The sequence below is a fragment of the Pseudomonadota bacterium genome, from assembly GCA_038533575.1.
Lineage (GTDB): Bacteria > Pseudomonadota > Alphaproteobacteria > Rhodobacterales > Rhodobacteraceae > Shimia_B.
On sequence record JBCAYL010000001.1, the window covers coordinates 208591 to 220888 of the forward strand.

Genomic DNA, 12298 nt, shown 5'->3' on the forward strand with positions numbered 1-12298 from the left:
TTCGCGGCCTTCCCTTTGCCCGCCTGCTGCCCTAGGTCCCGCGCCATGCGCATTCTCTTCCTTGGTGACGTCATGGGGCGCGCGGGCCGAACCGCGATCACGGAGCATCTTCCGAAGCTCCGCGCGGCCTGGAAGCTCGATTTCGTCTGTGTGAACGCCGAGAATGCCACTTCAGGCGCCGGGCTGAGCGCGGCCCATGCGGCGGCCCTGCTCGATGCCGGGGCGGATTGCTTGACCCTCGGCGATCACGCCTTCGACCAGAAAGACATGCTGGGCTTCATCGAGAGCGAGCCGCGGATCTTGCGACCGCTCAACTTCGCCAAGGGCGCGCCGGGGCGGGGCGTGGCGATCTTCGAGGCGACACGGGGGCGCAAGGTCCTCGTGGCGCAGGCGCTCGGGCAGGTTTTCATGAAGCGGCCCTTCGACGATCCCTTCAGCGCGCTCGACGCGGTCTTCCAGCGGCACAAGCTCGGCGGTGCCGTGCAGGCGGCACTGATCGACATCCATGCGGAGGCCACCTCGGAGAAGATGGCCGCCGGGCATTTCGCCGATGGCCGCGCGAGCCTCGTTGTCGGCACGCATACCCACGTCCCCACCGGGGACGCACAGATCCTCGAAGGCGGCACAGCCTACCTCACCGATGCGGGCATGTGCGGCGACTACAATTCCGTCATCGGCATGGAGCCCGCCGAGCCGCTGCGCCGCTTCATCACAGGCATGCCCAAGGGCCGCTTCACCCCCGCGCTGGGCGAAGCCACGCTGGCGGGCCTCTACGTGGAGACTGACGACAGGACGGGCCACGCGACGCGGGTGGAGATGGTCCGCCATGGCGGCCGTCTCGCCGCCGCCGGGCCCTCGCCCGTCGCGGCCTGAGACCGTGACCCGCGCGCAGGTCCTCGGCTTCTCGGCCATCCTCGTCCTGCTCGGGGCGGGCTGGGGTATCACCCAGCCCCTGGCCAAGATCGCCGTCTCCACGGGCTACGGGCATTTCGGCCTGATCTTCTGGCAGATGGCGATCACCGCGGCGGTGCTCGGCCTCGTTACGCTCCTCCGCGGCAAGGGATTGCCGATCACGCGCGGCACCCTGCGGGTCTACCTGATGATCGCACTCATTGGCACGATCATCCCGAACTCGGCCTCCTACCAGGCCGTGGTGCACCTGCCGTCGGGCCTCATGTCGGTACTCTTGTCGCTCGTGCCCATGCTCGCCTTCCCGGTGGCGCTGCTTCTTGGGCTGGAGCGGTTCCAGCCAGTGCGACTTGCCGGGCTCTCGCTCGGGCTCGTGGGCGTGCTCCTGATCGTCGTCCCCGATGCCAGCCTGCCGGCCCCGGGGCTCGTGGGATGGGTCCTTTTCGCGATCATCGCGCCGCTTTGCTACGCGTGGGAGGGCAACCTCGTCGCGCGCTGGGGCCTCGCCGGGCTCGACGCGGTACAGGCGCTCTTCGGCGCCTCGCTATTGGGCGTCATCATCGCGACGCCGCTCGCGTTCTTCTCCGGCCAGTTCATCGACCCCTTCGGCCCCTACACGGCCGCCGACGCGGCCATGCTGGGCTCGGGCCTCGTCCATGCCTGCGTCTATGCGACCTATGTCTGGCTCGTGGGCCGCGCGGGCCCGACCTTCGCGGTGCAGGTGAGCTATCTCGTGACGGGCTTCGGCGTGTTCTGGGCGCTCCTCCTCCTCGGGGAAAGCTATTCGCCCTACATTTGGGCGGCGCTCGTGCTGATGCTGATCGGCATGGCACTCGTCCAGCCTCGTCCGCGCCTTGCGGCGCCGAGCCCGGCCGACGAGGAGTTGCAGAGCCCCGCGCCATAGGCAACAGTCCCCGACGAAGAACAAGAAGCGGGGGCATCGCGCCGCGCATGGTCGAGCTACTGGGCATTGGGATGGAGGTCCAAGCCGCGCTGACGCTGGGCGTCGTCGTGTTGATGTTCGTGCTTTTCGTCCGGGAGACCTTTCCCACGGAGGTGGTGGCCATTTCGGGCGTGGCGCTGCTCCTCGGCCTCGGCATCCTGCCCTACACCGCCGCGCTCGACGTCCTGTCGAACCCCGCGCCTTGGACGATCGCGGCCATGTTCATCCTCATGGGCGCACTCGTGCGCACGGGCGCGCTCCATGCCTTCACGGCCTATGCTGATGGCCGCGCGGCCACGCAGCCGGCGCTGGCGGTGGGGCTTCTCATGCTCTTTGTCGTGCTCTCCTCGGCTTTCGTGTCGAACACGCCCGTCGTCGTGGTCATGATCCCGGTCTTCGTGCAGCTCGCGCGGACGCTGAACCTCGCGCCGTCGAAGCTCCTGATCCCGCTTTCCTATGCCGCGATCCTCGGCGGGACGATGACGCTGATCGGCACCTCCACGAACCTCCTCGTGGACGGCGTGGCGCGGGACCAGGGCCTGGCGGCCTTCTCGATCTTCGAGATCACCCCGCTCGGGGTGATCATCGTGCTCTGGGGCGTCCTATACCTGCGCTTCATCGCGCCGCGGCTCCTGCCGGAGCGGCAGAGCATGGCGGCGATGCTGTCGGACCGCGCGAAGATGAAATTCTTCACCGAGGTGGCGGTGCCGGAAGGCTCCGCGCTCATCGGGCAGGAGGTGAGCCAGATCGACGTCTTCAAGCGCGAGGGCTCGCGGCTCATCGACGTGCTGCGCGGGGACGCCTCGCTCCGCCGCAACCTCAAGGGTGTCACCCTCGAGGCAGGCGACCGGGTGGTGCTGCGCACGGAGATGGCCGAGCTGCTGGGCCTTCAGAAGTCGAAGGACGTCGCCATGGTGGACAAGCTGAGCTCGGTTCAGACGGCCACGGTGGAGGTGCTGATCACGCCCGGCGCGCGCATGGTGGGGCGCTCGCTTGGCAACTTGCGTCTGCGCCGCCGTTACGGGGTCTACCCGCTGGCCGTGCACCGTCGTTCGCAGAATATCGGCCGCCAGCTCGACGATCTCGTCGTGCAGGTGGGGGACACGCTCCTGCTCGAGGGGGCGCCGGAGGATATCCAGCGGCTCGCGACCGACATGGGGCTGGTGGACGTCACAGCACCGAGCGAGCGCGCCTACCGGCGCAGCCACGCGCCCATCGTGCTGGCGGCGCTGGGCGGGCTCGTCCTCGCCGCGGGCCTCGGGCTCGCGCCGATCTTCATGCTCGCGGTGATCGCGGTGGCGGTGGTTTTCCTGACGCGCTGCATCGATGCCGACGAGGCGTTCTCCTTCGTGGACGGGCGCCTCCTCGCGCTCATTTTCGCCATGCTGGCCATTGGCGCGGCGCTCGAAGCCTCGGGCGCCGTCGCGCTCATCGTGAACGCGGTGGCCCCTGCGCTCTCCGGCCTGCCACCCTTCCTTATCGTCTGGGCGGTCTACCTGCTTACCTCGATCCTCACCGAGACGGTCTCCAACAATGCCGTGGCCGTGGTGGTGACGCCCATCGCCATCGGTCTGGCCACGGCCGTGGGCCTCGATCCCCGCGGGCTTGTGGTGGCGGTGATGGTGGCGGCGTCCTGCAGCTTTGCCACGCCCATCGGCTACCAGACCAACATGCTGGTCTACGGGCCCGGCGGGTACAAGTTCACTGATTTCCTGCGCGTGGGCATCCCGCTCAACCTGTCGGTGGGTCTCCTGGCGTCCGCGGTCATTCCGTTCATCTGGCCGCTCTGACACCTCTGGCGCCCACGAATTTTGCAAAAATTCGTGGTGCCTTACAGCGGCCAGACGACGAGGAGCGTCGGGATCGAGACAGCCACGATCAGGATCTCCAGCGGCAGTCCCATGCGCCAGTAGTCCCCGAAGCCGTAGCCGCCCGGCCCGAGGACGAGCGTGTTGTTCTTGTGACCTATGGGGGTGAGGAACGCCGCCGAGGCCGCCACCGCCACGGCCATGAGGAAGGGATCGGGCGAGACCTCGAGCGTGCGCGCCATCTCGATGCCCACAGGCGCGGCCACGATGGTCGTCGCGGTATTGTTGAGCACGTCCGACAGCGTCATCGTCACGAGCATGAGCACTGTGAGGATCGCCCAGGCGGGCAATCCCTCCGTGAGCGAGATGAGTGCGCCGGCCAGAAGCTCCGTGCCGCCCGAGGTCTCGAGCGCCGCGCCGAGCGGGATCATCGAGCCGAGCAGCACCACCACCGGCCACTCGATGTGATCGTAGATCTCCGTGATGGGCAGGATCTTGGCGAGGATGAAGCCCACCACCACCAGCCCGAGCGCCACGGGCAGGTAGATGAGCCCGAAGGACGCCGCGACCACCGCCGCGACAAAGAGCCCGATGGCGAGCCAGGTCTTGGAGTTCTCGGTCACGGCGAGCCCGCGATCGGCGAGGGGCAGCACGCCCAGCCAGTCTGTCACGTCCTGTACGGCCTCGGTGGGGGCCAGAAGCAGGAGGATGTCGCCGGTGCGGGTCTCGGTCTTCCGGATCTGCTTGGTGATGCGTGTCCCGCGGCGGGAGATGCCCATGAGCACCGTGCGCTGGCGCCAGGAGAGGCCGATGGTCTGGGCGCTCTTGCCACGGATGCGGGAGCTGTCCTGGACGACCACCTCGAAGACGCTGAGCCCGTCGCCGCCCGCCTTGAGGGCGTCCTCGCGTTTCTGGTCGGAGACGCGCAGCTTGAGCGCCGTGCGGAATTCGTCCAGCGCCTCCGGGCTCGCTTCGATGACGAGGGCGTCACCCGGGCGGATGACGGCGTTTTGCGCGCTGCCGTAGCGCCGCTTGCCGTCCTGAACGAGGCCGAGGATGGCGACATCGGCCTTTTCGGCCTCGTCTTCGAGCGCGCCCACGCGGGTTCCGATGAGCGTACTGTCATCGGGCACTGTGAGCTCCGCCACGTATTCGGCGAAGTCTTCGGCGATGGAGCCCGCGCCGTGACCCTCGCGGGACGGGATGAGGCGCCAGCCCACCAGCGCGACGAAGGCGATCCCCGCCAGCGCGGCCACCCCGCCCACGGGCGCGAAATCGAACATGCGGAAGGGCGCCCCCAGCGCTTCTTCCCGGATCGAGGCGATGATGATGTTGGGCGGGGTGCCGATGAGGGTGACCATGCCACCGAGGATCGTGGCGAAGGACAGCGGCATGAGCGTGAGCCCTACGGCGCGGCCCGCCTTTCGCGCGGTCTGGATGTCCACGGGCATGAGGAGCGCGAGGGCCGCGACGTTGTTCATGAAAGCCGAAAGGATCCCGCCCACCGCGCCCATGAGCGTGATGTGACCGGCGAGGGGCCGGTCGGGCTCGACAAGGGTTCGCGTGATGAGAAAGACGGCACCCGAGCGCACGAGCCCGGCCGAGACAATGAGCACCAGCGCGACCACGAGGGTGGCCGGATGCCCGAAACCCGCGAACGCCTCCGCGCTCGGGACGACGCCGGCCACCACCCCGACCATGAGTGCGCCGAAGGCGACGAGATCGTAGCGAAAGCGGCCCCAGAGAAGGAGGGCGAAGACGGCGGCGAAAAGGCTGAAGAGAATGATCTGGTCCGGCGTCATGGCGCGACACTTGCGACAAGGCGCTCGGGGATCAAGAGCTTATCCGAGATGCGGGCCGATGGGGGCAACGCCCTCCGCCTGCATCCTGTCGATGGTTTGGGCGGTGTTGGGCATGAAGCGCCCGCGCGGGCGCGCCTCCTGCCACCATTGCCGGGCGCCGGGTGTCCGCAGGTGATCGAGCATCAGGTTATGGGTGGCAAGGCTGACATCGCGCATGGCGCGGGGGACGGTGCCTGAGTGCTTTTCGAAGTTGCCGATGATGTGGATGCCCTGCTCGAGCCAGTTGCCGAAGGCGAGCTTTTCGGCAGGCGTCAGGGCGCTGTAGTCGGCCTGCCCGCGGGTGATGAGATCGGCCATGTGCGGATCGTTCGTCACGGCCTTGAAGGCGGTGAGGCTTTCGAGCAGGTGGCGCCAATTGGCGAGCCCGGTCTCGCGGTTCTGGGTCCGAAGCTCGAAAGCGAGAAAGAGAAGCGACGCGATCACTCCCGCCGCTGCGAGAAGATCGGCGATGTCGGCGAGGGTCGAAAGCATGGGCGTCTCCTCCGGGCAGTGTGGTCGCGCGGACGCTCGGTGATGGGGCCTTGCGAGCGGTCTCGGGGCTGACCTATACACGCGCGACACGACACAGCTCTACCGGGAGAGACCCATGGCAGGCCATTCCAAATGGGCGAATATCCAGCATCGCAAGGGGCGTCAGGACAAGCTGCGCGCCAAGCTCTTCTCGCGGCTCTCCAAGGAAATCACCGTGGCCGCCAAGATGGGCGATCCGGACCCCGAGAAGAACCCGCGCCTCCGGCTCGCCGTGAAGGAGGCCAAATCCAATTCCATGCCCAAGGACAATATCGAGCGCGCGATCTCGAAGGCCACGGGCGGGGACGGCGAGGATTACGAAGAGATCCGCTACGAGGGTTATGGACCCGGTGGGATCGCCATCATCGTGGAGACGATGACCGACAACCGGAACCGTACGGCCTCGAATGTCCGCTCCACCTTCTCGAAGGCGGGCGGGAACCTGGGCGAGACAGGGTCGGTGAGCTTCATGTTCGACCGCAAGGGTGAGGTGGTCTACCCGGCTGATGCGGGTGACGAGGACACGGTCATGATGGCCGCATTGGAGGCGGGCGCAGAGGATGTGGAGACCTCCGAGGAGGGGCACTTCATCTATTGCGCTGACACCGATCTCGCGGCGGTATCTGACGCGCTGGAAGCCGATCTCGGCGAGGCGGAGTCGACGAAGCTTATCTGGAAGCCGCAGACGACCACGGAGCTCGATCTCGAGGGCGTGCAGAAGGTCATGCGGCTCATGGAAGTGCTGGAAGACGACGATGACGTCCAGCGCGTGACGGCCAATCTGGAAGTCAGCGATGACGTCGCCGCGGAGCTCGAAGCGGCAGGCTGAGCGTCCAAGACTTTTGCGAAAAGTCTTGCAAATTCCTTGCGAAGGAATTTGTGCCCGCGCCGCCAGGTCCGCCCGCTGATCCTCACGCTGTAAGTTACGCTGCCGCCGCCAAAACTCTTCGCAAGAGTTTTGCAAATTCCTTCGCAAGGAATTTGGCGCTGCTTGCAGATACTCGAGCCCAGAGGCAGGGTGCGGCCATGCGGCAACGGCCCCTCCTCGGCGTCTTCTGGATGGTCATCACCGGGCTTCTCTTCGTGGGGGTCGCGGCCGTCGTGAAGCATTTGGGCGGGCGCGTCCCCGCCGCCGAGGCCGCTTTCCTGCGCTATGTCCTCGGCCTCGTCTTCCTCCTTCCCATGATAGGACCCATGGTCCGCGAGGGTCTTTCGCGGGAGACGCTCGGCCTCTTCGGCATGCGCGGGGCCGCCCATGCGCTGGGCGTGATCCTCTGGTTTTACGCCATGGGCATCCTGCCGGTCGCGGAGGTCTCCGCCATGGGCTACCTCACGCCCATCGGGGTCACCATTGCCGCCGCGGTCTTTCTCGGCGAACGCCTCGCCGTGCGGCGGATCCTCGCGATCTGCGTGGCCCTCCTCGGGGTCTTCGTGATCCTGCGGCCGGGCTTTCGCGAGGTGGAACTCGCCCACATCACCATGCTGGGCACCACGGCTTTCTTCGCAGCGTCCTATCTCCTGGCCAAGGTGCTGGCGGATCGCGCGAGCCCTGCAATGGTTGTTGGCATGCTCTCGGTGATGGTGCCGGTGGCGCTTGCGCCCTTCGCGGCCGCGGTCTGGGTCACGCCGAGCGGGGGCGACCTCGCCTGGCTCTTTCTCGTCGCGGCCTTTGCCACGGCGGGGCATTATACGATGACGCTCGCCTTCCAGGCCGCGCCGCTTATGGTGACGCAGCCTGTCCACTTCCTGCAGCTCGTCTGGGCCACCCTGGTTGGCCTCCTCCTCTTCGGGGAGCCGGTGGACAGCTTCGTCATCCTGGGCGGGCTCATGATCGTGGCTGCCGTGAGCTACATCACCTTTCGAGAGGCGCAGAAAAAGCGGGAAATCACGCCGGCGCCCAGCGCCACGAAGGGCTGATCACTCCGCTGGCGCGGCGGCAAGCTGCGCGTCACGGTACCGCACGAAGAGGATCGCCAGGACCCCGGCCGCGGATGTCGCGCACATGATGTAGATCAGCGGAAAGGCCGTGGCCCCATCGCCGAGCGCGGCCCCTGCGAGCGCCGAAAGCGCCGCGCCGCCACCCAGCATCATGGAGCCGCCGAGGCCCGAGGCGGTGCCTGCGAGCTTCGGGCGTACCGAGAGCATGCCCGAGGTGGCGTTGGGGATGACCATGCCGTTGCCGAGGCCCACGAAGGTCATGAAGGCAAAGAAGATCACCGCGCCTTGTAGCCCTGCCGCGAAGGTCGCCAGAAGCACGAGCATGCCGCCCGAACAGAGCAGGGAGCCCCAAAGGATCATGTTGTTGATCCCGAAGCGCACGGAGTAGCGCCCGGAAATCCAGTTTCCCGCGAAGTAGCCGATGGCGGGAGCGCCAAAATAGATGCCGAGCTCCGAGGGCCCCATGCCGAAGACCTCCGCGCCGACATAGGGCGCGCCGCCCAGATAGGCGAAGAACGCGCCAGAGGAGAAGGCCGCGGCGAGGTTGTAGCCCCAGAAGCGCGGCGAGGTGAGAAGGGCAGGGTAGTCTCGCACCTGGTCGCGGAAACTGCTCTGCGTGAGCGGTGCCGTCTCGCCCAGATCCGCCCAGGCCAGCGCGAAGAGGAGCCCACCCATGAGGAGCAGGAGCCAGAAATTCGCCTGCCAGCCAAACGCGTCATCGAGCCCGCCGCCGATGGCCGGGCCGATCATGGGCACCACGGACATGCCCATCGTAAGGTAGCCCAGCATGGAGGCGGCGCGGTCCTGGGTCACGAGATCGCGCACGATCGCACGGGACAGCACCATGCCCACCACGATAGCCGCCTGGGCCATGCGAAAGACCAAGAAGACCTCCACGCTGCGCGCCAGAAGCGTGCCCACGGTCGCCAGCATGAAGAGGACGATACCGCCGAGCACCACGGGCCGCCGGCCAAAGCGGTCCGATATCGGCCCGATCACGAGCTGAAGCGCCGCGTTGAACCCGAGATAAAGCGCCACCGAGAGCTGCATGATGGCGTAATCGGTCTCGAAATACAGCGTCATGCCCGGCAGGGACGGCAGGAAGATATTCATGCCAAGCGCAGACACCCCGGCTAGGAGGATCAGCGTGGAGAGATGCGGCGGCGTGGTGCGGTCCAGGTAACGGACCTTTGCGGGATCGGGCATGGCAGAGAAGTAACGGAGCCGGGGGGAATTGCCACGCACAAGCCGCCCGCGCGCTTCGCACAGAGAGCGCTGACCGCATCAGGATGTGTGCGCTAACGGGCGCGAAACAGGCCACATTTCCCTTTCATTGCGCCGCGATGCAGCATAACGAAAGAAAACTGCGCAACAAAGCAGCAATTCACCAAAGGGGGCCCCATGACAGACATCCTCGGAGAGCTCGAAGACCGCCGCGACGTGGCCCGCCTCGGCGGCGGAGAGGCCCGCGTGAAGGCCCAGCACGCCAAGGGCAAGCTCACGGCGCGGGAGCGCATCGACCTTCTCCTCGACGAAGGCTCCTTCGAGGAATTCGACATGTTCGTCACCCATCGCTGCACCGATTTCGGCATGGAGAAGATGAAGCCCCCGGGCGACGGCGTCGTCACCGGCTGGGGCACGATCAACGGTCGGCAGGTCTATGTCTTCAGCCAGGACTTCACGGTCCTCGGCGGCTCCGTCTCGGCCACGCACGCCCAGAAGATCTGCAAGATCATGGACATGGCCATGCAGAACGGGGCGCCCGTCATCGGGATCAACGATTCAGGCGGCGCGCGGATTCAGGAGGGCGTGGACAGCCTCGCGGGCTACGGCGAGGTCTTCCAGCGCAATATCCTGGCCTCCGGCGTCGTCCCGCAGATCTCGGTCATCATGGGGCCGTGTGCGGGCGGGGCGGTCTATTCGCCAGCCATGACCGACTTTATCTTTATGGTGCGGGACTCGTCCTACATGTTCGTCACAGGGCCCGACGTGGTGAAGACCGTGACGAACGAGGTCGTGACTGCCGAAGAGCTCGGCGGGGCATCGACCCACACCAAGAAGAGCTCCGTCGCCGACGGGGCCTTCGAGAACGACGTGGAGGCGCTCGCGGAGGTGCGGCGGCTCGTGGACTTCCTGCCGCTCAACAACCGCTCCATGCCGCCCAAGCGGCCATTCTTCGATCCGCCCAGCCGGATTGACGAGAGCCTCGACACGCTCGTGCCCGCCAACCCCAACACGCCCTACGACATGAAGGAGCTGATCCACAAAACGGCGGACGAGGGCGACTTCTACGAGATCCAGGAAGACTTCGCGAAGAACATGATCACCGGCTTCATTCGGCTCGAAGGCTCCTCCGTGGGCGTGGTCGCCAACCAGCCCATGGTGCTCGCGGGCGTCCTCGACATCGACGGGGCGCGGAAGGCCGCGCGCTTCGTGCGCTTCTGCGACGCCTTCGAGATACCCGTTCTGACCTTTGTGGATGTGCCCGGCTTCCTGCCCGGGACGACGCAGGAATATGGTGGGGTCATCAAGCACGGTGCGAAGCTCCTCTTCGCTTATGGCGAGGCAACCGTGCCCAAGGTGACGGTCATCACGCGCAAGGCATATGGCGGCGCTTACGTTGTGATGGCCTCCAAGCACTTGCGGGGCGATTTCAACTATGCCTGGCCCACCTCCGAAGTGGCCGTGATGGGCGCAAAGGGCGCCACGGAGATCCTGCACCGCGCCGATCTCGGGGACCCCGAGAAGACCGCGCAACACACGCGAGACTACGAAGACCGGTTCGCCAACCCGTTCGTCGCGGCCGAGCGCGGCTTCATCGACGAGGTGATCATGCCCCATTCCACGCGCCGCCGCGTGTGCCGGGCGTTTGCCTCCCTCCGCGGCAAGAAACTGACCAACCCGTGGAAGAAGCACGACAACATTCCGCTCTAGCAACGACATCCCGGGGCTCTGCCCCCGAACACCGAGGTAGATGGCCCAAGGAAGACGAGACCTCCCGTGACTGACCCGACCTTCCACATGATCGATGGCGGCCCGCGGCCCGTGGCGCCGTTCTCCCACGCGGTGGAGGCCGATGGCTGGGTCATTCTCACCGGGCAGATGCCGACGGACCCCGACGCGCCTGATGCGCCCTTGCCCGAGGGGGTGGAAGCGCAGACGCGGGCGGTCATGCGCAACCTCGAAATCGTGCTCCGAGGCGTGGGGCTGGATCTCAGCCATGTCGTGCAGTGCCGATGTTTTTTGACGGAATTCGACCGCGACTACAGCGCCTTCAATGCCACCTACGAGACCTATTTTCCCCCGGATCGGCGGCCCGCGCGCACGACGGTGGGGGTGACCGGGCTCGCGGTGGGCGCGCTCGTGGAGATAGACTGCGTGGCCCGGCGACCATGACGAATTTGGTTTGTTTCTCTTCTTTCTGGGCTCAATTGCCGGGGCGCATGCGTCATTACATGCCGTTGGGGAAACGGGCTGTTGCGGGGAATCGCTGTATACGGCAATCTGCAGTCTCTATTGCTCGCCACCTTCGGGTTGAGAGCTGCGCAGCCCCATCCGGGAGGACTCTGATTTCAGGGGGGTGGGGCTGCCTCATAACCCTTTTCGCCATGCTTACGCCCGTGTCGCTCGCCGCCTTCGAGGTGCCGTCGGGCCAGGCCCTCGATTTCCAAGAGAGCTTTTACGAGCGCCGGGAGGACGGAACCCTGAGCGCGCGCTTTCGCTTCATCATGCCCGCCATCGGTGGGGAGGTGGGCTATGCCGAGGTGGCCGACGACTTCCTCACGCTGTGCGAAGTCTATGCACTGCCCGCGCTCGAGGACCGGGACATCCCCGACGAGATCGTCATATCCCTTGCCGATCGCGCCACGGAGTTCGGCGTCACCAATCCCGAGGCGACGCAGTTCTTCGAGGCGTTCCGCCCGGAAGGTGCCACCTGCATCTGGGATGGATTTTGATGCCTACACAATATCTTGCGCGGCGTCCTTCAAGCATCGATCCTTTTGAGGCTTTGCTGTCACAGCGCCCATGCGCCCCGGACGCCTCGTATCTTTGGGGCCGGTTTTCCCGTATTCTTCCACACGGTTACCCCCAAGTGACCGAACCATCGAACGAGGGGCAGGATGGGCGCAGTCGCGCCCCGATCCCCGTGGACATAAGCAGGAGACCGAGATGTCGAAGAGCATCAAAGCAGTGGTCGCCCTGGGCCTCATCGCCCTGGCAGCGGCCTGCGCGCGCAACGTCGACGACGGTGCCGTGGAAGAATTCGTGGTTGTCGAGCAAGAGCCCGTCACCATGGAGCCGACCTTCACCGGCAAGTTCAAGTAACG

Annotated in this window: 12 protein-coding genes; 9 read left to right on the forward strand and 3 right to left on the reverse strand. The window is 66.3% G+C overall.

Annotated elements, in window-relative coordinates; genetic code table 11:
• Positions 1-45: 45 nt before the first annotated feature.
• The 3 genes from AAFM92_01155 to AAFM92_01165 are packed head-to-tail and all read left to right on the forward strand — an operon-like array spanning position 46 to position 3642.
• Positions 46-873 (forward strand): TIGR00282 family metallophosphoesterase, encoded by an 828-nt coding sequence (locus tag AAFM92_01155; protein ID MEL7298965.1) that lies wholly within the window; start codon positions 46-48, stop codon positions 871-873.
• Positions 827-1813: a DMT family transporter gene (locus tag AAFM92_01160; protein ID MEL7298966.1), complete on the forward strand. Its 987-nt coding sequence runs from the start codon at positions 827-829 to the stop codon at positions 1811-1813. The genes AAFM92_01155 and AAFM92_01160 overlap by 47 nt, the downstream gene beginning before the upstream one ends.
• Before the next feature lie 47 nt (positions 1814-1860).
• The gene (locus AAFM92_01165; protein MEL7298967.1) at positions 1861-3642 is read left to right on the forward strand and encodes an SLC13 family permease; all 1782 of its coding nucleotides are present in this window, start codon (positions 1861-1863) and stop codon (positions 3640-3642) included.
• Between the two features lie 41 nt (positions 3643-3683).
• Here AAFM92_01165 and AAFM92_01170 read toward each other — a convergent pair whose 3' ends face one another.
• Both AAFM92_01170 and AAFM92_01175 read right to left on the reverse strand, forming a co-directional pair.
• Complete coding sequence (locus AAFM92_01170) at positions 3684-5462, reverse strand: SLC13 family permease (protein ID MEL7298968.1); 1779 nt, start codon at positions 5460-5462, stop codon at positions 3684-3686.
• Between the two features lie 39 nt (positions 5463-5501).
• The gene (locus tag AAFM92_01175) at positions 5502-5993 is read right to left on the reverse strand and encodes a hypothetical protein (GenBank protein MEL7298969.1); all 492 of its coding nucleotides are present in this window, start codon (positions 5991-5993) and stop codon (positions 5502-5504) included.
• Between the two features lie 115 nt (positions 5994-6108).
• Between AAFM92_01175 and AAFM92_01180 the strand changes: the two genes are divergently transcribed.
• Together AAFM92_01180 and AAFM92_01185 are read left to right on the forward strand one after the other, a co-directional pair.
• Positions 6109-6861, forward strand: coding sequence for a YebC/PmpR family DNA-binding transcriptional regulator (locus tag AAFM92_01180; GenBank protein MEL7298970.1), 753 nt, complete (start codon positions 6109-6111; stop codon positions 6859-6861).
• Positions 6862-7058: 197 nt separating this feature from the next.
• On the forward strand, positions 7059-7949 hold the full coding sequence (locus tag AAFM92_01185) for a DMT family transporter (protein ID MEL7298971.1): 891 nt from the start codon (positions 7059-7061) through the stop codon (positions 7947-7949).
• On the opposite strand, the gene AAFM92_01190 is transcribed toward AAFM92_01185, so the two are convergent.
• The gene (locus tag AAFM92_01190; protein MEL7298972.1) at positions 7950-9176 is read right to left on the reverse strand and encodes a multidrug effflux MFS transporter; all 1227 of its coding nucleotides are present in this window, start codon (positions 9174-9176) and stop codon (positions 7950-7952) included. It abuts the gene before it with no gap.
• A gap of 195 nt (positions 9177-9371) precedes the next feature.
• On the opposite strand from AAFM92_01190, the gene AAFM92_01195 reads away from it, so the two are divergent.
• From AAFM92_01195 to AAFM92_01210, 4 genes are all read left to right on the forward strand, one after another.
• On the forward strand, positions 9372-10904 hold the full coding sequence (locus tag AAFM92_01195) for an acyl-CoA carboxylase subunit beta (GenBank protein MEL7298973.1): 1533 nt from the start codon (positions 9372-9374) through the stop codon (positions 10902-10904).
• Between the two features lie 87 nt (positions 10905-10991).
• The gene (locus tag AAFM92_01200; protein ID MEL7298974.1) at positions 10992-11366 is read left to right on the forward strand and encodes a RidA family protein; all 375 of its coding nucleotides are present in this window, start codon (positions 10992-10994) and stop codon (positions 11364-11366) included.
• Positions 11367-11578: 212 nt separating this feature from the next.
• A complete protein-coding gene (locus AAFM92_01205) occupies positions 11579-11926 on the forward strand; it encodes a DUF6497 family protein (protein ID MEL7298975.1) in 348 nt (115 codons plus the stop codon).
• Positions 11927-12140: 214 nt separating this feature from the next.
• On the forward strand, positions 12141-12296 hold the full coding sequence (locus AAFM92_01210; GenBank protein MEL7298976.1) for a hypothetical protein: 156 nt from the start codon (positions 12141-12143) through the stop codon (positions 12294-12296).
• The last annotated feature ends 2 nt before the right edge of the window (positions 12297-12298 follow it).